This window comes from Streptomyces viridochromogenes (genome assembly GCF_001270495.1).
Taxonomy (GTDB): domain Bacteria; phylum Actinomycetota; class Actinomycetes; order Streptomycetales; family Streptomycetaceae; genus Streptomyces; species Streptomyces viridochromogenes_A.
Genome location: NZ_LGUR01000230.1, coordinates 19,339 through 38,701 on the forward strand (window position 1 = coordinate 19,339; position 19,363 = coordinate 38,701).

The following is a 19,363-nucleotide window of genomic DNA, read 5'->3' on the forward strand; positions in this document are numbered from 1 at the left end:
CTCAGCCCGCAGCAATGGTGGCACGGCTCAGCACCTCCCCGTCCTCGGACCGCCAAGGGCGGCGTACTCCCCACCACTCGGGCGGGATGTCGGTGGGCGGCCGCTGTGCGGCGGCGGCGCGGACGCGCAGCAGCAGGGCCGTGACGAGGGCGATCGCGAGGAGCAGCCATCCGTTCGCCACGTCGAGCGCCGCGAGCAGCCAGCACACGCCGAGGACGCCGAGCAGCCCGCACAGCAACGGCCGGTTCCGTCCCAGCGGCGCCCATTCGGCCCGCATCTGGGCCAGGACACCGCTGGGGCTGTGGGCGAGGCCCATGCCCGCGAGGGCGACGAGCAGGGCGGTCACGTCGTGCACCCAGGAGCCGAGGCCGCTCATCAGCTGCGCCGGCAGGACGAAGGCGATGCCGGTGAACAATCCCGTGCCCACGGCGCCGAGGCCGCCGATGACCGCGATCAGGAAGATCGGCAGCCCGGCGATGAGATTGAACTGGTCGGCGGTGACGGTCTGCAGCTGCATGCCGTACAGGGCACCGCCCAGTCCCGCGATCCCGGCGGACAGAGCGAAGACGGCCGTCTTGGTGACGAGGAGCCGTCCGCCGAGGGTGGCGTAGGCGGCCTCGCTGTCGCGCAGCGCGATCAGCCGACGGCCGAACCGGCCCCGGCGCAGCGCGGCGACACCGACCGAGGCGAGCGCGAGACAGACGGCGGAGAGCACCAGTAGCTGGGACGGTGAGGTGAGGCGCAGGCCGAACAGGTCGGGGCCGCTGACGGTCACCGAACCCTGATCGAAGAAGGTGATGCGCACACCCAGCACATCGAAGGCGGGCAGAGTGAAGATCCAGCGGTCGAGGACGACGGCGAAGGCAGCGGTGCCGAGCGCCAGATAGATGCCGGACAGGCGCAGGGCGGGCAGGGCGATCAGCGCGCCGACGGCCGCGGTGACCAGCATGGCGACGGGCAGCGCCCACAGCTCGCCGTGCGCGCCGAGGTGTCCCCAGACCACGGCGCCGATGCCGGCGATGGACAGCTGGCACAGGGAGATCTGCCCGGTGTATCCCGCCAGGGGCACGAAGGACAGGGCGATGACGCCGAGCGGGAAGAGCGTGCCGTAGGAGAGGAGGTCGTCCTCCGCCAGGACCGTCACCAGGACCAACGCGAAGAGCACGACGGTGCCCGCGAGGAGGAGGCTGCCGCGGACCGTGGGCAGCGGGACCCGTACCGGGGTGCGGTCACGGCCGCGCAGCCTGCGGTGCGGGAAGGCGAGCAGGGCCAGGAACAGCAGCAGAGCGGGGGCTGCCAGGCGCAGGCCCGGAAGGTAGTCGTTCTGCGGCAGGTAGCCCGCGAGGTAGGCCTCCAGCAGGCCGACGACGAGAGCCCCGAGAAAGGTGAGCGGCAGACTGCGCAGACGGCCGAAGACGGCGGCGGTGTAGGCGCTGACGATGAGCAGCGACAGCTGCTGGGCGTCGAGCGCGACGGCGGGCGCGATGAGGATGCCGCCGACGGCGGCGAGCTGGATGCCGAGCACCCAGGCGAGCCGCGTGGCACGCAGCGGATCGGCGCCGGTGAGGCCGGCGAGAGCCCGGTCGTCGACGGAGGCGCGCATCTCCGTGCCGGCGCGGGTGCGGTGCAGCAGGACCCAGAGGGCCGCGGCGATCGCCAGGGCGACGGCCATGGTGATCGCCTGGTGCCAGGTGACGGCGGCCGGGCCGAGGCGCAGCGCGGGCCGATCGGCGAGGAACGGCGTGAGCGGGCGCGCGGTGTTGGGGTCCCACACCCAGCGGGCGAGCGCGATGCACCCGGTGAGCAGCGCGACGGTCATCACGAGGCGTTCGGCCTCGCCGAGCGCCTGCACCGGCCGCATGAGCACGCGTTCCACGAACAGGCCGAAGGCGGGGGCCAGGACGAGCAGGACGAAGGCGAGGGCGAGCGGGACCGGCCAGCCCCAGCCGACGGCCAGCTGCCAGTAGGCGAAGGCGGACAGCATCCCGGCCGCGCCGTGGGCGAAGTTGAACACACCGGTGGTGGCGTGGGTGACCACCAGACCGGTGCCGATCACGGCATAGACGGCGGCGGTACTCAGGCCGACCACCGTGAAGGCCAGGAATTGATCCATGTCTTGGAAATTAGCTTCTCCCTATTGGAGAAGCAACCATCCGGAGCAATACTCCTTTAGTGAGAATGACATTCTCGTACGAGAGGACGAAGCCCTTGAGCGTCACCGACGACCTGGTGGAGATCGAACAGCTCCTCGCCCGTTACGCGGTCGCCATGACCCGCGGTGACGTGGACCGGGTGCTCGCCGTGTTCGCCCCGGACGGCAGCTACAGCGCCTTCGGCGACACCTACCCGCTCGACGAGTTCCCGGCGCTCGTCTCCGCCGCCCCGAAGGGGCTGTTCCTCGTGGGCACGCCGGTGGTCGAGCTGGCCGGCGACACGGCCACCGGCACCCAGCCCCTGTGCTTCGTCGAGCACTCCGAGCACGCCATGCGCATCGGCTACTACGACGACACCTACGTCCGCACCCCCGAGGGCTGGCGGCTGCGCACCCGCGCCATGACCTTCATCCGCCGCAGCGGCGCCCACGACTCGGGCCGCCCGCACGCCTTCGAGCGCACCCGCTCGTGAGGATCGAGGAGTTCCGCCGGGCGCTGGGCGCCTGGCTGGACCGCCACGACCTGTCCCCCGGTACGGACCACTCCCTGGACGCCCAGGTCGCCCAGCTGGCCCGCGTCCGGCGGGAGCTGTGGGCGGCGGACTGGATGCGGCACGGATGGCCGGAGGCGGTCGGCGGACTCGGCGGCCCGAGCATGCTGCGAGCGGTGCTGGGCGAGGAGGTCGCCTCGCGGGACCTCGCCGAGCCCGGCCTGTGGTCGATGGTCGAGGTGCTGGTCCCCACGCTGATCGACTACGCGCCGCCCGCGCTCGCCGCCGAGATGGTGCCCCGGCTGCTCGGCGGCGAGGAGCAGTGGTGCCAGGGTTTCTCCGAGCCCGGCTCGGGCAGTGACCTGGCGTCCCTGTCCACGCGTGCGGTCCCGCGGGGGGACGACTGGGTGGTGACGGGGCAGAAGGTGTGGACGAGCCTCGCCCAGTACGCGGCCCGCTGCGTCCTGCTCGCCCGGACGGGAGGGCCGGGGCACGGCGGCATCAGCGCCTTCTTCGTCGACATGGACTCCCCCGGCATCACCGTACGGCCACTTCGCACGATGCACGGCGTCGACGAGTTCGCCGAGGTGTTCTTCGACGACGTGCGGATCCCCGCCGGGCGGCTGCTGGGCTCCCCCGGCGACGGCTGGCGGCTGGCGATGGACCTGTTGCCGCACGAGCGGTCCACCTGCTTCTGGCACCGCGTCGCCCACCTCTACAGCCGCCTCGACCGGCTCCTGGCCGACGGCTGCGAGCCGGACGCGGACGCGCTGGGTGCCGTCTGGCTCGACCTGCACAGCGTGCGCTGCCGCTCGGCCGCCACACAACGGGCCCTGGCGGACGGCGGGCGGCTCGGCCCGGAGACCTCCGTGGACAAGATCCTGCTGGCCGGTGCCGAGCAACGGCTCTTCGACACGGCGCGGGACCTACTGCCGGGGTCGGTGGAGCTGGCGCCGGACGGGACGTGGCGCACCGAGTACCTCTACTCGCGGGCCGCGACCATCTACGGCGGCACCGCCGAGATCCAGCGCAACATCGTCGCCCGCCGTCTGCTGGACCTCGGGAAGGAGTGAGACGCGGTGGACGCCGCTGAACGCGCGCTGCTGGAAGATGCCCTGCGCAAGTCCCTGACGACGAGCGGGCCGGAAGCCGAACCGGGCGCCGCCCTGGCCGAGTTGGGCTGGACGGAGATGCTCGCAGAGGAACCGGGTACCGCGATCCCGCTGGTGTTCCGGCTGCTCGGAGAGACCGGCTCCCAGGCCCCGGTCCTCAACGACGTCGTCCTGCTGGCGGCGGGCCGCCCGCTCGGGGGTACGCCGCCGCTGCCGTACGCGGGCGGGGCCTGGGTGCGGTGGCTGCGGGGCGCGGGAGGCCCGGCCGGCCCACTGGATCCCGGGCTCCCGCTGCGCCACGCCGAACCCGATGACCTTCCCGCGCCTGCCGTGGCGGCGGGCCGCCGGGCTCTGGGCTGGTGGCTGCTGGGCACCGGGCGGGCCATGCTGACGCTCACCCGCGAACACGTGCTGGACCGCGAGCAGTTCGGCCGTCCCCTCGCCTCCTTCCAGGCCCTGCGGCACCGGCTGGCGGAGACGTATGTGGCACTGGAGGCGGCGGAGGCGGTGCTGGTCGCGGCCGGGGCTCCGGATACGGACCGCCCCGCCGTGCAGGACACCGAAGCGCTGGACGACGCCGACGCCCTGCACCACACCGGCGCGCTGCTCGCCAAAGCCGCCGCCGGCCGGGCCGCGCTCACCGCGGCCCGCCACTGCCAGCAGGCGCTCGGCGGTATCGGCTTCACCGCCGAGCACGCCCTGCACCGGCACGTCAAACGTGCCCTGGTGCTCGACGGACTGCTCGGCTCCACCCGTGAACTGACCCGCGAGGCCGGCCGGTTGCTGCTGCGTGAGGCGCGCGCGCCCCGCCTCGTCGACCTGTGAGGGGCACCCCGTGACCGACCCGTGGAACGACCTGCTCGGCTGTCTCGACCTCGCTCCCTGCGGGCCGGGCACCTACGAGGGCCGCTCGCAACACCTGCAGTACCGGCGGCTGTTCGGCGGACAGTTGCTCGCCCAGTTCACCTGCGCGGCACAGCTCGCCGTGCCGGGCAAGGGGCTGAAATCGCTCCACACGCAGTTCCTGCGGGAAGGGCACACGGGTGAACCCGTGCGTTACGAGACCGAGGTGCCACAGCAGGGGCGCACCTTCGCGACCGTACGGCTGACCGCCCGCCAGGAACGGGGAGTCGTCGCGGTGGCGAACGCGAGCCTGCACGTGTGGGAGGAGGGACCCGGCCGCCAGACGGCCGACCCCACGCCGACGCTTCCCGGGCCCGAACGCGCCGTCGAGCTGGGCCTGCTGCCCTGGGAGTCGAGGGCGGCGACCGATCTCGACACCGGGAAGTCCGAGCCGCCCGAGTACGAGCTGTGGACTCTCATCCCGGACGCTCCCCGCGCCCTCGCACCCGCCCTCCTCGCCTACACCTCCGACCTCACGCCCATCGGCACCGCGCTACGTCCCGTGGAGGGCGTGACGCAGGCGGAGGCGGGCCGTGCGTTCGCCTCGGCCGTCACCGCACACACCGTGTGGTTCCACCGGCCGTTCACCACCGGGGACTGGTTGCTGCTGCGCCAGCACAGCCCGCTCGCCGCGCACGGGCGGTGCTTCGGCCGCGGGGACGTCCTGACAGTGGACGGCACGCTGCTCGCGTCGTACGCACAGGAGGCGTTGTTGCGGTTCCCTGCATGAAGGGTGGCCGACGCCGTGCGACGCCCCGTCGGGGCCGAGGCGGGTCAGTGGCTCGCTCGGGTGACGAGGTCGTCGATGGTCTGAGCGGGCCGGAGGAGTTCGAATCGGACATCTCCGCGCGGACCGGTGCGGACTCCGTAGACGGCGGGTTCGGGCAGAGTGTTGAAGTGGTAGGGGGCGGAGAAGCAGTAGGCGCCGGTGTCGAGGATCGTCACGACATCGCCCGGCACGAGCGCGGGCAGGCGACGGGCTCGGGCGATGACGTCGCCGGCGAAGCAGAGAGGGCCGGCGATGTCCTGCGCCACCAGTGGTCCGGTCTTGCGGGCGCCGGTGGGGTGGTGTGCCGCGACGCGCAGAGGCCAGGAGTCCGGCTGGAACACAGTGCGTGTGGCGACCTGGGCGCCGGCGTGGGTGATGGCGATCGGGCGTCCCCCGGAGGTCTTGGTGTACTCGACGTAGGCGGCGGTGAAGCCGTTCTTGGAGAGCAGCGAGTGACCGAACTCGGTGACGATCCGGTATGCGCCGGTGAACAGGGCAGGTGCGTGATCGCGCAGGTGAGCCACGTAGGTGTCGAAGCCGGGGGTGGTGTCGTCGGTGTCGAAGTCGACCGGAAGTCCGCCGCCGATGTCGATGCCGGTGATCTGTCGCCGGCCGATTTCGGCGTTGACCTTGTCGGCGAACGCGACCGTCTTCGCGATGCCCTCGGCGATCAGGTCGAGCGGGCAGCCCTGTGATCCGACGTGCGCGTGCACCCAGGTCAGCCAGGGATGCTCCCGGTAAGCGCGCAGCAGCCGCTGCATGTTGCCGTCGTCCTCCAGCGCGATGCCGAACTTGGATGTCGCTGTCGCGGTGCTGCTCGCTGCGATGGAGCCGGCGCCGACCTGGGGGTTGATCCGTATCCCGATCCGCGAGGTCGACGAACACGTGGCGAGGAGGTCGCCGATGCGGTCCAGCTCCTGGAAGTTGTCCGCGTTCACCGCGACACCCAGTTCCAGTGCCTGGCGGAGTTCCGCGCGAGTCTTCGCCGGGGAGTCGAAAACGATCTGTTCGGGGGCGAAGCCGGCGGCCAGGGCCTGGGCCAGCTCCCCGGCACTGGCCACCTCGCAGCCCATGCCGAGTCCTCGAAGCTCCTTCAGCAGCGGCACCAAGGGGTTCGCCTTCGCCGCGAAGGCATGCAGCACGGAGACCGAGCCGCGGAAGGCCTGCTGAAGCGCCGCGACGCTGTCGGCGACGCCGTCGAGGTCGACAAACCCCGCGAGCAGCGCGTCGTCCGGATCGATGAGCCGCTGTCGTATCGCGGCGGTGAGGATACGTTCGCGTCGCAGTGCTGCCTGGGAGCCGGTCACCATGCACCTTCCGGGTCGTCGGAGTGATCGCCCGGGCGCACCGGACGCACAAGCCCCAGACTCCCGCACCGCCGATACGGCGTCTTCGTCCCGGCGACCACACTTCTCAGCTCCGGCACGCGCCCGCTGACCATGGGCCGCGCGCGACCGGTGCGTCGTCGTGCCAGGGCACGAACGCGACCCGCCGCAGTGGTGCGCGCCGACGACCTCAGCGATCGTCGGCGTTGTCGTGACTCATGAGGCGCAGTTGCAGATGGGCCAGGAGCCGGGCCTCTGGATCGTCCAGCTCTATGCCGCACACCTCACGCACCCGGCGGATGCGGTAACGGAACGTGTTGGAGTGGATGCCCAGCGCCCGGGATGCGGCGGGTACGTCCGAGAAGTGATCGAGGTAGGCACGCAGTGTGTCGATCAAGGCTCCGCCGTGCTCGGCGTCGTACGCGGCCAAACGTGTCACCGGCAGCTCCGGCGGCAGCGGCATCTCGCGCAGCGCATCGGCGAAGCGCAGCATCGTCACCGTCTCGGCGACCTCGCCCACCCGCGCGACGGTGCCGAGTCCGTCGCGGGACAGCAGTGCTCGCAGCGCCAGGTCGGCCGTCCGCCGGGACTCGGCCGCCTGCTGCAGGTGCGCTCCCACCTCCCCGACACCGACGCACACCCGCGCGGCGAGGGTCGCTGACAGCTTCCCGGCAAGGGCCTCACCCAACCGCGCCACCTGTGCCGCGGCGGACTCGGCGTCCGGTGCCAATCCACCCACCAGGACAAGCACACCACCGGTGACCGCCAGCACGACCGCCTCATGCCCGTGCGCGGCACACTGCACGGCCACCAGATCCGGAACGCGGTCCTCGTCCCGACCACCGCGTCCGGCGTGCACCGCCAGCACCGCGCACCGGCCCTCGACCGGCAGCGAGGTGCGTGCTGCCAGCGCCTCGGCGGAGCCCAAACCCTCCAGCAAGGCGCGCGCCGTCTCCTGCACCACCTGCAGCTGCCCGGCCCGGCGGGAGCGGTGGTGGAGAAGGTGCGGTGCGGCCGCCCGCGCGGCGGCCCGCAGGTCGTCCGCCGCGGTCTCCGGCAACGACCGCCCGGCGGCCGCCACCCAGAGGGAGCCCAACGCCTCGCCACCGGCAGTGACCGCGATGGCCAACCGTTCGGGGAGATCCTCCTCAGCCGGCCGGTGAACCACATCCCCCGAACCCCACAGCAGCCGGAAGAAGCCGGTCTCCCTCATCGCGGTCACCGCCGAGTCCGGCACTCGGCGACCGAGGATGGTCCGTCGGCGCATATCGTCCACGTCCTCGTCCGTGGACGAGTAGGCGAGTACGCGTGACTGCAGGTCCTCGATCGTCACCGCCCCACCGACCAAGGCGGCCACCGCGTCGGCCAATCCTTCCAGATCACCCAGAGTCACCCGTGCGATCTGTGGATCGGCCGGGCAGCCGACAGCGGTCAGTCCCGCCCGCAGCACGCCCACCAACTGCGCCCAGGCGACCCATGCCGTGCGAAAGAACACCGCCACACCCGCATCCGCGGCCGCCGAACGCACCACCGGCCTCGCCCGTCCGGGCAAGTCCGGGCCGAAGACCACGGCCACTGCCCTGGCGTGGCCCGCCGCCCGGATCACGTCGGCGGCAGCGCTCGAACCGGGGTCGACCCCGACCGCCAGCAGAACCTGCCCCGGCAACACCCCCGGATCCAGCGCGTCCCACACGGTCACGCCCTGTACAGGAACCGCCAAGCCGTGGGGAGCCGCATACAGCTCAAGGACCCCGGCCCCCACCACCGACAGCAGAGCTTCCAACGTCGGACCGGGCGCCGTCGAGGGCCGGTGAGAGGGGTAAGAACCACCTGCCTGCATGAGCGGCCCCTGCACTGGAAATCACGACAGTCGCCGTGGGGGTTCGTAGATCGCGGTCGAACCCAGCCTACTGATCGTGTGGCGCCCGGGGCTGCCAGGTATGGACCAGCAGGTGCGTCACACATACGCTGTGGGCGGCCGCCGACCGCGATCTCCTCTGCTTCGGAACAGGGTTCACCGGCGTACCCCCGGCCATGACCCGGGCCTCCCGCTCCGGCCCTCCTCAGGTGCCGTCACGGCGCCGGCACCTCCAGGACCAGCGCCGACCCCATCCCCCCGCCCGCGCACATCGACGCGACGCCCACTCCCCCGCCCCGGCGACGGAGTTCGTGGACAAGCGTGACGACCATCCTCGCGCCCGTGGCGGCGACGGGGTGGCCCAATGAGCAGCCGCTGCCGTTGACGTTGACGGTGTCCGGGTCGAGGCCGAGGTGGCGGACCGCGGCGAGTGGCACCGAGGCGAACGCCTCGTTGATCTCGAACAGGTCCACGTCGGACAGCGTCATGCCCGCCCGCCCGAGCGCCTTGGGGATGGCGTACGTGGGGGTCAGGCCGGTCTCGGCCGGATCCCTGGCCACGGAAGCCCAGGAGCGGACCCTGGCCAGGGTGGGCAGGCCGAGTCGCTCGTCGGCCACGGCTACGGCCGCCGCCGCGTCGTTGGCGCCGCAGGCGTTGCCCGCCGTGATCGAGAAGCCCTCGATCTCGGGGTGGAGCGGCTTGAGCGCGGCGAGCTTCGCGGCGCTGGTGTCACGCCGCGGGTGCTCGTCGGCCTCGAAGGGGCCGTGCGGGGTGTCGACCAGCACGGTCTCGTCCTTGAAGCGGCCTTCGTCCAGTGCCCGGACGGCGTTGCGGTGCGAGCGCAGCGCCCACGCGTCCATCTCCTCGCGGGTGAGACCTTCCCTTACGGCGGTGTTCCAGCCGACCGTGATCGACATGTCGAGGTTGGGGGCGTCCGGGCGGTCGGGGTGGGAGGGCGGCACCCAGCGTTCACCGCCCAGGAAGGACAGCTTGGGCGCGGTGGAGGCGGAGTTGACGCCACCGGCGAGCACCAGCCGCTCCATGCCTGCCCGGACGGATGCCGCCGCGGTCGAGACCGCGGCGAGTCCGGCCGCGCAGTGCCGGTTCAGGGCGAGCCCCGGCAGCTGTGGCAGGCCCGCCGTCACGGCCGCGTGGCGGGCGACGACCCCGCCGCCGTAGTGCGACTCGGCGAGGACCAGGTCGTCCACGAGGTCCGGGTCCAGTCCTTCGGCTACCGCCGCGACGACACGGTCCGCCAGGTCGTAGGCGGACGTGTCGCGCAGGCTCCCCTTGAAGGCGGTGCCGATCGGGGTGCGCAGGGCGGCGACGAGCACGGCTTCAGGCATCGGCGGCCTCTTCCAGTTCGGCGACCAGGGCGCGGCGCAGCAGCTTCCCGGTGGGCGTGCGGGGCAGTTCGGGGCGGAAGACGACCGTGTCCGGCGTCTTGGAGGAACGCAGGCGCTCTTTCGCGAAGGACCGGATCTCGTCCGGATCGCCGGCCCCGACCAGCACCGCGACCAGGCGCTGGCCCCACTCCGGGTCGGGCAGCCCCAGCACGGCGGCCTCGCGCACGCTCGGGTACTGGAGCAGTACGTCCTCGATCTCGGCGGGGGCGATGTTCTCCCCGCCCCGGATGATGGTGTCGTCGGCGCGGCCCTCGATGAAGAGGTAGCCGTCCTCGTCCAGCCGGCCCCGGTCGCGGGTGGCGAACCAGCCGTCCGTGTCACTGCCGCTCGCCCCCGCGTACTCGCCGGAGATCTGCTCCCCGCGCACGAAGACGAGTCCCGTCTCGCCCGGTCCGAGGGGTTTTCCGCCCTCGTCCCGGATCTCGGCCTCGACGCCCGGCAGCGGACGGCCCACGGAGCCGAGGCGGTCCCGTACCGCCGCGTCGTCGGAGATGATCGCCTGCCTGTGGTCGTCAGGGCCCAGGACGCAGACGGACGAGGCGGTCTCCGTCAGCCCGTATGCGTTGACGAAACCGGTCCGCGGGAACTGCCGCAGCGCCCGCTCCACCACCGGGCGGGGGCAGCGCGCTCCGCCGTAGGCGAGACTGCGCAGGGTCGGCACATCGGCCTGCGCGTCCCCCAGCTCCGCCGTGATCCGGGCGAGCATGGTGGGGACGACCATGGCGTGGGTGACGCCCTCTCGGCGCACCGTGGCCAGCCAGTCGGCGGGACCGAAGGCGGGCTGGTAGACGACACGACGGCCGGCGTACAGGTTGGTCAGCAGGTTCATCAGGCCGGCCACGTGGTAGGGCGGGAGTGCCACCAGGCTCGCGTCGGACACCTCCGCCGAGCCGAAGTCCTGGGTGTTGAACACGTAGGCGAGCAGGTGGCGGTGGCGCAGCAGGGCCGCCTTGGGGGCCGCGGTGGTACCGCTGGTGTAGAGGACGACGGCGGTGGCGTCGCGGTCCTCGGGGACGGGCCGTCGCTCGGCCTCGCCCCGCGGTGGGGTCAGCAGCGCGTCGAGATCGGCCGGGTGCAGCACCTCGGCTCCAGGATGCCGGAGGACCAGGGAATCCAACTGCTCTTCGCCGAGGCGATAGTTGAGGGGGACGAAGGGGATACCGGCCAGCGCCGCGCCGAACAGGGCGACGGGGTAGGCGAGGTGGTTCGGCCCCAGGTAAAGGACCGCGGTGCGGTCACGGAAGCGGTCGGCCGCGTGTTGTGCGAGGCGATGGAGCTCGGCCGCGGAGAGCGAGCGGCCGCCCTCTGTGACGGCCGGCCGGTCCCCCGCGGAGGCGGCCATTTCCAGGATCACGGCTATATTCATGAGAACGTCATTCTCATACACTCAGAGCGTCACTCGCAAGAGAGGGGAATGACGTGCGGATCGAGGATACGGCGGCCCTGGTGGTCGGAGGCGCGGGCGGCCTCGGTGAGGCCACGGTGCGGCGACTGCACGCGGCGGGCGCCCGGGTGGTGATCGCCGACCTCGCCGACGACAAGGGCAAGGCCCTGACCGAGGAGCTCGACGTGCGCTATGTCCGCACGGACGCGACGGACGAGGACTCGGTGGCGAACGCGGTGGCGGCGGCCGAGCAGGCGGGCGAGTTCAGGATCGCCGTCGACTGTCACGGCGGTCCGGCGAGCGGCGGCCGGCTCGTCGGCAAGGACGGCTCGCCCCTGGATCTCGCCGGCTTCCGCGCCACCGTCGACATCTATCTGACCGGCGTCTTCAACGTCATGCGCATGACCGCGGCGGCACTGGCACGCACCACCCCACACGACGAGGACGGCGGGCGCGGCGTGATCGTCACGACGTCGTCCATCGCCGCGTATGAGGGCCAGATCGGCCAACTGCCGTACGCCGCCGCGAAAGGCGGGGTGAGTGCCATGACGCTGGTCGCCGCCCGGGATCTGTCGCCTCTTGGCGTCCGTGTGGTCTCCGTCGCCCCGGGCACGGTCCTCACTCCCGCGTACGGGAAGGCAGCCGACCGCCTGGAGGCGTACTGGGGCCCCCAGGTGCCGCATCCGCGGCGCATGGGACGTCCGGAGGAGTACGCCGCACTGGTCCACCACCTGTGCGAGAACGACTACCTCAACGGTGAAGTGGTCCGCCTGGACGGCGCGTTGAGGTTCCCACCGAAATAGCCCCCTGAAGGAGTCTCTGCGTACCAGGGCCAGAGGCTCATCGTCCTGGTGGCCCTGGTCGGCATCACCACCGGGGCGCAGGCTGGCGAGGCGAGGCCGTACGGGCCGCCCCCGGCCGGATCGATCTCTGGCAGATGGCCTTCCGGGCGACCGGCACGCCCACCACGACGATCGGCGGCCGGACGTAGCACCGCCGGCGAACGGGACCTGAGCCCTTTCCAGGGCTCAGGCACGCTCCATCTCCTGGCGGGCCTTGGCCCACAGCCACCCCGCGTAGGCGTGCAGCCCGTCACCCAGCTTGCGGTTCATCTTCCCGGCGAGCGCGCGGGCGTAGCTGCCCTCCAGGAGGGCGGCCAGGCGAAAGCAGGCCAGGACCTGGTACCAGCGGAAGGCGGAGACGTCCCGGCCGGTCGACTCGGCGTAGTGCGCGACGAGTTCGGCACGGCCGGGCACTCCGTCCCAGGGCTGGAACTGGGGGTCGCTGCCGGGCGGGTCGTCCTTCTCGCGCCAGGCGGTGAGGATCCACGCCAGGTCGAGGAGGGGGTCGCCGAGGGAGGCCATCTCCCAGTCGACGATGGCGGCGAGGCGCGGGGCGTCGTGGGCGAACATGACGTTGGCGAACTGCAGGTCGCCGTGGACGATTCCGGTCGCGCCCTGCTTCGGGGTGTGCGCGGCGAGCCAGTCGGCGACGGGGTCCACCTGCGAGTTCTCGGTCTCGCAGTAGGCGGGCTCCGTGCGGTAGCCGTGCAGCATCTTCAGGTACTTGGGGGTCTGCCGCTCCAGCCAGCCCTCCGGCCTGCCGAGGTCGGCCAGGCCGTGCGCGGACGGATCCACGGCGGCGAGGCGCGCGGCGCCGTCGACGAGGGCGAAGGCGACCGAGCGCCGCCACCCGGCGTCCTTCGCGTACCGGCCGGGCAGCTGCCCCCGGGGCATGAAGCCGTCGATCTTCTCCAGGACGGAGAAGGGTGCGCCCAGCACCGCATCGTCCTGCACGCTCGCGTACAGGCGCGGATGGGGTACGTCGGTGCCGGCGAGAGCCGTCAGGACGCGGCTCTCGCGCCGGAAGGCGTCGGACGCGCCGGACCGGAGGTGGCGGCCGGGGCGGCGCAGGACGAGTTCGGTGCCGTCGGCCCGGCGGAGGGTGAACAGGAGGTTCTGGGCGCCGCCGGTAAGGGAGTCGAGGGCGATGACGGGGCCGTCACCGGGGAGGTCGGCGAGGCCGGACCAGGCGTTGAGGCGGTCGAGGTCGGGCGTGGCGTCCTCGGTGTTGCTTTCCTTCTGCGAGGTCACCGGGTCACCGCCATCTCGTTCAGGCGGTCCGCGTACTTCGCGCGGGCCGCGGCCAGCCGGGTGGGCAGATGTTCCGAGCCGAACAGCGGGTCGTCCGCCGGGACCGCTTCCTTCAGCAACAGCCGGGCGACGACGTCCTGGTGTGCCTCGGTGGGGCCGTCGGCGACGCCGAGGGTGGGACCGGCCTGCCACATCCGGGCCAGCGGCAGCTCGTTGGAGACGCCGAGCGCGCCGTGCAGGTGCAGGGCGCGGTAGGCGACGTCGACGAGGACCTTGGGCGTGGCGACCTTCACACCGGAGACGTGGAGCCGGGCGCGGCGGGCGTCCGCCGGGTCGCCCGTGCCGTTCGCCCGGTCCATGTGCCAGGCGGCGTGCAGGACCTGGAGGCGGAACTGCTCGATCTGGATCCAGGTGTCGGCCAGTTGATGGCGCACGGACTGCTGGTCGGCGAGCGGGCCGCCCCGGGTGCGGCGGGAGGCAATCCGCTCGGTCATCATCTCCAGGGCGCGCCGGCACTGGCCGACCGACCGCATGGCGTGGTGCAACCGGCCACCGCCGAGCCGGGTCTGCGCGATCAGGAAGCCGGAGCCGGGCTCGCCGAGCAGGTTCTCGGCCGGTACGCGGCAGCCGGTGAAACGCAGGTAGGCGTGGACACCCTGGCCGAGCGGCTCGCCGGCCAGGCCCGTGCCGCGCACCATCTCCATGCCCGGGGTGCCGGCCGGGACGAGGATCATGGAGGCGCCTTTGTGTACGGGCACGTCCGGGTCGGTGATCACCATGGCGATGACGAAGGCGGCGTGGGGGTAGTTGGAGGCGAACCACTTCTCGCCGTCGATCACCCACTGGTCGCCGTCACGCACCGCGCGGCAGGTGAAACCGCCCGGGTCGGCGCCGCCCGTCGGCTCGGTCATCGCGAACGTCGAGACGATCCGTCCGTCGAGCAGCGGCTCCAGGTACTCCTTCTGCTGCTCCTCGGTGCCGTAGTGGGCGAGGATCTCCGCGTTGCCCGAGTCCGGGGCCTGGGTGCCGAACACCATCGGGGCCCAGCCCGAGCGGCCAAGGATCTCGTTCAGCAGGCCGAGTTTGACCTGGCCCATGCCCATGCCGCCCAGCGACGGCGGCAGGTGGGCGGCCCACAGACCCTGCTCGCGCACCCGCCGCTGAAGCGGCCGGACGACTTCGCGGAAGACCTCGCTGTCCCGGTCGTACGGCTCGGCGTTTCCCGGGAACAGCACGTCGAGCGGCTCGATCTCCTCACGGACGAACGCCGCGGCCCAGTCCAGCTTCTCCTGGAACGCGGCATCGGTACTGAAGTCCCACATGACGCACCCACCTTCCGTCAGAATATGATTCTGAATTTAGCAGAACCTCATTCTCACGCATAGCTATCGCACCTACCGGCGACGGGAGTCGGGGGCTCGCACACCTGCGAGGAGGAAGCCGACCAGGTGCTCGGTCTCGGCGCGCCCGGGCGCCTCCTCGGTGAACAACCAGTACTGCAGGGCCGCGACGGCCCCGCCCGCCGTGGTGCGAGCGGCACGCATCGGGTCGCCCGCTCCCAGCTCGGCCGCGGGCTGCGCGAACAGCGCGGCGAGGGCGTCCACGAGGGCGACGGTGACGTGCGCGGCGCGGGGCGTGTGCCCGGTGGCGTTGGACAGGACGGCCCGGGTCTGCCGAGCCAGATCCTCGTCGGAGGCCTGCCGCAGCACCGCCTCGATCCCGGCGCGCAGCCGGGCCTCCGGTCCGTCCTCGGCCGCCCGCGCCATCCGGTGTCGCACGTAGCCGACGACGGTGCGCGCACCGCGCTCGACGATGGCCTCGACCAGGGCGTCCTTGCTCGCGAAGAAACGGTAGAAGGCGTCGTTGGACAGGCCGGCCGCGACCACGATGTCGGCCACGCGCGGGCGTCGCCCGCCGGCCGCCACCATGAGCGCCAGCCCGGCGTCCAGCAGAGCCCGCGCCTCGCCGCGGGCGGCTTCTTCCGGCGCCCGGGTCCGGCCGGGCGCAGCCGGCCGGGCCGCCCGGGAGAGGTCGGTCTCGGATGTCATCGTCGCTCACCGTCTCGGAAGTGGGGAATCCAGGCCGCGCCGCCGTCGGCCTGCGGCAGACGGCTCGTCACGCACCGCGCCGCACGGCACCCGGCCGGGCGCGTCAGCGAAGGACGGTCCCGCCATCGACGTTCACGACCTGCCCGTTGATCCACTCGCCTTCGTCGGAGAGCAGGTAGGACACCATGCCGGCGATGTCCTCGGCCCGGCCGTGACGCGTGCTGCGGGTCCGGGCGAGCATGCTCCGCAGCATCTCCGGGTGCGCGCCCCGTTCGATGTCGGCGGTCAGGACGAGTCCCGGCGCGACCGCGTTGGCCCGGATGCCGTCCCTGCCCCAGCGCGAGGCCACATGGCGGGTGAGGGCGTTGATGCCCGCCTTGGTCGCGGCGTACGCCGGCCGCTTGGCATCACCCGTGAACGAGGCGATGGAGGAGGTGTACACGATCGCGCCACCGCCGCGGGCGAGGAGCGCGGGCACGGTGTGACGGGAGACCAGCATGTGACCGCGCAGGTTGACGGCGACGGTTCGGTCCCAGATCGCGAGGTCCATGTCGACGACGTCGGTGTCCTTCTGGACCGCGCCCATGTCCCCGGCGTTGACGTGCACGGCGTCCAGACCGCCGTAGGTTCGCAGCGCGGCCGCGACCAAGTGCCCGACCGAGGTGTCGTCGGAGATGTCGAACTCCACCGCGACCGCCTCGCCGCCCCCGGCGCGGATTGCGTCGGCGGTCTCCTCGGCCCCGTCGGCGTTCAGATCGCCGACGACGACCCTGGCCCCCTCCCGCGCCAGCCTGCACGCCGAGGCGGCGCCCAGCCCGGTGGCCGCACCCGCCACCAGGACGACCTTGTCCTTCAGACCTCGCACGATGTCCGCCTCCGCTCTCCTGGGCGGCCCGGCAGGCGAGTGCCTGAACTTTCCGCGAACGCCCATCACCACAATGCGGGAATGCTGTTCTACGATTCCGAGAATACTAATCTCGCAGCGGAGTGCGCCAGGGAACGGGCGGCTTCGGCACTTCAAGAGGACGGGAATGGGATGGGGTACGCAGACGCGCTGTTCGACCTCACCGGCCGGGTGGTCCTCGTCACCGGCGGCAGCCGGGGGCTCGGACGGGCCATGGCGTTCGCTGCGGCACGCTGCGGCGCCGACGTCGTCGTCGCCAGCCGGACGTACGACGCCTGCGCCGCGGTGAGCGCGGAGATCGAGAAGGAGACAGGGCGTGCGGCACTGCCGTACGCCGTGCACGTGGGCCGCTGGGACGAGCTGCCCGGCCTGGTCGACGCGGTCCACGAGCGGTTCGGCAGGATCGACGCGCTGGTCAACAACGCGGGCATGTCCCCCGTGTACGACGATCTGACCGAGGTCACGGAGAAGATGTTCGACTCGGTGCTGGGCCTCAACCTCAAGGGTCCCTTCCGCCTGTCCGTGCTGGCCGGGAGGCGCATGGCCGAGGCCGGCGGCGGTGCGATCGTCAACGTCAGCTCCACCGGTTCGATCCGGCCGCGCCCGGCGATCGTGCCGTACTCGGCCGCCAAGGCCGGGCTGAACGCGGTGACCGTGGGTCTGGCGCAGGCGCTCGGGCCGACGGTGCGGGTCAACACGCTGATGTGCGGCCCGTTCGCCACGTGGGCCACCCGGGGCTGGCAGGAGAACCCAGAGCAGCTCGCCGAAGGGGTGCGCCCGCACGCGCTGCAACGCGTCGGCGCCCCCGACGAGGTGGTGGGCGCCGCCCTGTACCTGGTGTCGGACGCCTCGTCGTACACCAGCGGAGCGACGCTGCGGGTGGACGGCGGGATGCCGTAGCGGTCCCCTGGGCCGGGGCGGCTTCTAAGCCGTGCCGTCGTGCTCCCCGAGGCGCGGCGGCGGGCCGTACGACGGCTGGTGCCCGGCGATCCGGAACGGGCTCCCGACCAGGCGGTGTTCGCCGGCCCGCACGACCGCGTCGGGAAACTCGACGAGTGCCTGGGGCAGCGTGCGTACGGCCGCCGCGGGGACTCCCAGCGGGCGCAGCCGGCGTTCCCAGCTCACCGCCGAGTCGGCGGCGAGCGCCTTTGTCACCGCGGCCACCACTTCCTCGCGGTGCGCCGCGCGCTCGGCCATCGTCGGGTAGCCCTCGATGCCGGCCTCGGCGGCGAAGGAGCGCCAGAAGCCGTCGTGGGTGATGAACAGCGCGAGGTGCCCCTCGGCGGTGGGGAAGAGCTGGGCGGGGACGTAGTAGGCGTGGGCGCCTCCGAGGCGGCGCGGGGCCGTGCCGTCGTTGAGCCAGGCGGCGGCGTGGTAGTTGAGCTGGGAGAGCATCACGTCGCGCAGCGACACCTCGATCTGGCCGCCGCGTCCGGAGACGATCTGGGCCAGCAGTCCCAGTGCGGCGGCCATTCCGGCCGAGTTGTCGACCGAGGAGTAGCCGGGCAGCGAGGGCGGCCCGTCCGGATCGCCCGTCAGGGCCGCGATGCCGGTGGCGGCCTGGACGACGTAGTCGAAGGCGGGCATGTCGCCGGCGTCCATGCCCCAGCCGGTGAGGGCCACGCACACCAGGCGCTCGTTGTAGGGCTTCAGGGCCTCGTAGGTCAGGCCGAAGCGCTCGATGGCGGACGGCTTGAGGTTGACCAGCAGGGCGTGGGCGTCGCGCACCAGCTCGTGCAGGCGGTCCTGGCCGGCGGGGGCGCTCAGGTCCACTCGGACCGAGCGCTTGTTCCGGTTGAGGCTGGCGAAATAGGCGTCGGAGACCTGCCGGGACAGGTCACCGCCGGGCGGCTCGACCTTGGTGACCCGGGCGCCGAGGTCGGCGAGCAGCATGGTGGCGTACGGGCCGGCCAGGATGTGGCCGACCTCCAGCACGCGCAGGCCGGCCAGCGGGCCGTTCACCGCAGGTCCGCCGCTATCGCGGCCACCGCGTCACGGGTGCGCAGTTTCGAGGCGACCAGTTCGTCCCGCCCGTTCCCCAGGGGCAGCAGCCGCACCGACAGATCCGTCACCCCCGCGTCCGCGAACCGCCTGAAGCGGGCCCTGATGGCCGCCTCGTCACCCGCCGCGCACAGGTCGCCGACGTCGCGGGCGTCGCCGTACTCCAGCAGGCGCTGGTAGTTGGGGGATACCTCGGCCTCGCCGAGGATGCGGTTGGCGCGCTCGCGCGCGGCGTCGGCCTCGTGCGGTGCGCACAGACACACCGGGATGCCCGCGACGATGCGGGGTGCCGGACGGCCCGCGGTCTCGGCAGCCTTGGTGATCGTCGGGGTGACGTGCTCGGCGACCGACCGCTCGTCCGCCATCCACAGGACCGTGCCGTCGGTGTACTCCCCCGCGATGCGCAGCATCACCGGGCCCAGCGCGGCCATCAGGACCGGCAGGGGGGCGACCGGGGCGAGGGTGAGCGGGTTGTGGACGCGGAAGACGTCGTTCTCGATGTCCACCGAACCGCCCCCGGACAGCGCCGAGTTGAGCACCTCCAGGTAGGCGCGGGTGTACGCCGCGGGCTTCTCGTACGGCAGGCCCAGCATGTCGCGGACGATCCAGTGGTGGGAGGCACCGACGCCGAGCGTGAGCCGTCCGCCCGCCGCAGCCTGCGCGGACACGGCCTGACGGGCCAGCGCGATCGGGTGCTGGGCGTGGACGGGGACGACCGCGGTGCCCAGTTCTATGCGCTCGGTGGCCTGGCCCATGAGGGCGATGGCAGTCAGGGCGTCGAAGTCGGTCGGCACCTGTGGCACCCACACGGTGTCGAAGCCGGCCTCCTCGGCCCAGCGGGCGTCGTCGACCATGCGGGCCGCCTTGTGCGCGGCGTCCCCCCGTTCGGGGCCGCTCATCACTCCGACTCGCATCTC

17 protein-coding genes are annotated in these 19,363 nt (G+C 72.4%); 6 read left to right on the forward strand and 11 right to left on the reverse strand.

Annotated features, from left to right (window positions below; translation table 11 throughout):
• Nucleotide 1: 1 nt before the first annotated feature.
• The gene (locus ADK36_RS33650) at nucleotides 2-2,113 is read right to left on the reverse strand and encodes an ABC transporter permease subunit (protein WP_053200148.1); all 2,112 of its coding nucleotides are present in this window, start codon (nucleotides 2,111-2,113) and stop codon (nucleotides 2-4) included.
• Between the two features lie 95 nt (nucleotides 2,114-2,208).
• On the opposite strand from ADK36_RS33650, the gene ADK36_RS33655 reads away from it, so the two are divergent.
• Genes ADK36_RS33655 through ADK36_RS33670 form a run of 4 tightly spaced genes read left to right on the forward strand, consistent with a single transcriptional unit; the run spans nucleotide 2,209 to nucleotide 5,388 of the window.
• A complete protein-coding gene (locus ADK36_RS33655) occupies nucleotides 2,209-2,625 on the forward strand; it encodes a nuclear transport factor 2 family protein (protein ID WP_234329971.1) in 417 nt (138 codons plus the stop codon).
• Entirely contained in the window at nucleotides 2,622-3,716 is a 1,095-nt protein-coding gene (locus tag ADK36_RS33660; RefSeq protein WP_048580157.1) for an acyl-CoA dehydrogenase family protein, read from the forward strand. Before ADK36_RS33655 ends, ADK36_RS33660 begins: the two co-directional genes overlap by 4 nt.
• A 6-nt stretch (nucleotides 3,717-3,722) precedes the next feature.
• The gene (locus ADK36_RS33665; RefSeq protein ID WP_048580158.1) at nucleotides 3,723-4,580 is read left to right on the forward strand and encodes an acyl-CoA dehydrogenase family protein; all 858 of its coding nucleotides are present in this window, start codon (nucleotides 3,723-3,725) and stop codon (nucleotides 4,578-4,580) included.
• 10 nt (nucleotides 4,581-4,590) lie between these two features.
• Nucleotides 4,591-5,388, forward strand: a complete 798-nt coding sequence (locus ADK36_RS33670; protein ID WP_048580159.1) for an acyl-CoA thioesterase — start codon at nucleotides 4,591-4,593, stop codon at nucleotides 5,386-5,388.
• A gap of 44 nt (nucleotides 5,389-5,432) precedes the next feature.
• Here the strand turns inward: ADK36_RS33670 and ADK36_RS33675 are convergent, their stop codons facing one another.
• The 4 genes from ADK36_RS33675 to ADK36_RS33690 form a co-directional block, all read right to left on the reverse strand.
• Complete coding sequence (locus ADK36_RS33675; protein WP_053200152.1) at nucleotides 5,433-6,737, reverse strand: diaminopimelate decarboxylase; 1,305 nt, start codon at nucleotides 6,735-6,737, stop codon at nucleotides 5,433-5,435.
• A 205-nt stretch (nucleotides 6,738-6,942) separates the two neighbouring features.
• Entirely contained in the window at nucleotides 6,943-8,451 is a 1,509-nt protein-coding gene (locus ADK36_RS33680) for a PucR family transcriptional regulator (RefSeq protein WP_048580161.1), read from the reverse strand.
• Between the two features lie 374 nt (nucleotides 8,452-8,825).
• Complete coding sequence (locus ADK36_RS33685) at nucleotides 8,826-9,956, reverse strand: thiolase family protein (RefSeq protein ID WP_053200154.1); 1,131 nt, start codon at nucleotides 9,954-9,956, stop codon at nucleotides 8,826-8,828.
• Nucleotides 9,949-11,382, reverse strand: a complete 1,434-nt coding sequence (locus ADK36_RS33690; protein WP_048580163.1) for a class I adenylate-forming enzyme family protein — start codon at nucleotides 11,380-11,382, stop codon at nucleotides 9,949-9,951. Before ADK36_RS33690 ends, ADK36_RS33685 begins: the two co-directional genes overlap by 8 nt.
• A gap of 53 nt (nucleotides 11,383-11,435) precedes the next feature.
• Here ADK36_RS33690 and ADK36_RS33695 point away from each other — a divergent pair, with 53 nt between their 5' ends.
• The gene (locus tag ADK36_RS33695) at nucleotides 11,436-12,203 is read left to right on the forward strand and encodes an SDR family oxidoreductase (RefSeq protein ID WP_048580164.1); all 768 of its coding nucleotides are present in this window, start codon (nucleotides 11,436-11,438) and stop codon (nucleotides 12,201-12,203) included.
• 225 nt (nucleotides 12,204-12,428) lie between these two features.
• On the opposite strand, the gene ADK36_RS33700 is transcribed toward ADK36_RS33695, so the two are convergent.
• The 4 genes from ADK36_RS33700 to ADK36_RS33715 form a co-directional block, all read right to left on the reverse strand.
• Nucleotides 12,429-13,493, reverse strand: coding sequence for a phosphotransferase family protein (locus ADK36_RS33700; protein ID WP_048580165.1), 1,065 nt, complete (start codon nucleotides 13,491-13,493; stop codon nucleotides 12,429-12,431).
• Nucleotides 13,490-14,815 carry an acyl-CoA dehydrogenase family protein gene (locus ADK36_RS33705; RefSeq protein ID WP_048580166.1) on the reverse strand — a complete coding sequence of 442 codons (1,326 nt, stop codon included), beginning with the start codon at nucleotides 14,813-14,815 and terminating at the stop codon, nucleotides 13,490-13,492. Before ADK36_RS33705 ends, ADK36_RS33700 begins: the two co-directional genes overlap by 4 nt.
• Nucleotides 14,816-14,887: 72 nt before the next feature.
• Nucleotides 14,888-15,541: a TetR/AcrR family transcriptional regulator gene (locus ADK36_RS33710; RefSeq protein ID WP_053084647.1), complete on the reverse strand. Its 654-nt coding sequence runs from the start codon at nucleotides 15,539-15,541 to the stop codon at nucleotides 14,888-14,890.
• 103 nt (nucleotides 15,542-15,644) lie between these two features.
• Nucleotides 15,645-16,406: an SDR family NAD(P)-dependent oxidoreductase gene (locus tag ADK36_RS33715; RefSeq protein WP_048580167.1), complete on the reverse strand. Its 762-nt coding sequence runs from the start codon at nucleotides 16,404-16,406 to the stop codon at nucleotides 15,645-15,647.
• Between the two features lie 171 nt (nucleotides 16,407-16,577).
• Here ADK36_RS33715 and ADK36_RS33720 point away from each other — a divergent pair, with 171 nt between their 5' ends.
• Nucleotides 16,578-17,345, forward strand: a complete 768-nt coding sequence (locus ADK36_RS33720; protein WP_048580168.1) for an SDR family NAD(P)-dependent oxidoreductase — start codon at nucleotides 16,578-16,580, stop codon at nucleotides 17,343-17,345.
• A gap of 24 nt (nucleotides 17,346-17,369) precedes the next feature.
• Here the strand turns inward: ADK36_RS33720 and ADK36_RS33725 are convergent, their stop codons facing one another.
• Both ADK36_RS33725 and ADK36_RS33730 read right to left on the reverse strand, forming a co-directional pair.
• Nucleotides 17,370-18,407: a CaiB/BaiF CoA transferase family protein gene (locus ADK36_RS33725; protein WP_053200156.1), complete on the reverse strand. Its 1,038-nt coding sequence runs from the start codon at nucleotides 18,405-18,407 to the stop codon at nucleotides 17,370-17,372.
• Complete coding sequence (locus tag ADK36_RS33730) at nucleotides 18,404-19,360, reverse strand: TIGR03564 family F420-dependent LLM class oxidoreductase (RefSeq protein WP_048580170.1); 957 nt, start codon at nucleotides 19,358-19,360, stop codon at nucleotides 18,404-18,406. The genes ADK36_RS33725 and ADK36_RS33730 overlap by 4 nt, the downstream gene beginning before the upstream one ends.
• Nucleotides 19,361-19,363 lie beyond the last annotated feature (3 nt).

What these genes read in the sequence shown, in the direction of transcription:
- ADK36_RS33650 (WP_053200148.1), bottom strand. Translation starts at nt 2,113, where the DNA reads ATGGATCAATTCCTGGCCTTCACGGTGGTCGGCCTGAGTACCGCCGCC.
- ADK36_RS33675 (WP_053200152.1), bottom strand. Translation starts at nt 6,737, where the DNA reads ATGGTGACCGGCTCCCAGGCAGCACTGCGACGCGAACGTATCCTCACC.
- ADK36_RS33685 (WP_053200154.1), bottom strand. Translation starts at nt 9,956, where the DNA reads ATGCCTGAAGCCGTGCTCGTCGCCGCCCTGCGCACCCCGATCGGCACC.
- ADK36_RS33690 (WP_048580163.1), bottom strand. Translation starts at nt 11,382, where the DNA reads ATGAATATAGCCGTGATCCTGGAAATGGCCGCCTCCGCGGGGGACCGG.
- ADK36_RS33705 (WP_048580166.1), bottom strand. Translation starts at nt 14,815, where the DNA reads ATGTGGGACTTCAGTACCGATGCCGCGTTCCAGGAGAAGCTGGACTGG.
- ADK36_RS33710 (WP_053084647.1), bottom strand. Translation starts at nt 15,541, where the DNA reads ATGACATCCGAGACCGACCTCTCCCGGGCGGCCCGGCCGGCTGCGCCC.
- ADK36_RS33720 (WP_048580168.1), top strand. Translation starts at nt 16,578, where the DNA reads ATGGGGTACGCAGACGCGCTGTTCGACCTCACCGGCCGGGTGGTCCTC.
- ADK36_RS33730 (WP_048580170.1), bottom strand. Translation starts at nt 19,360, where the DNA reads ATGCGAGTCGGAGTGATGAGCGGCCCCGAACGGGGGGACGCCGCGCAC.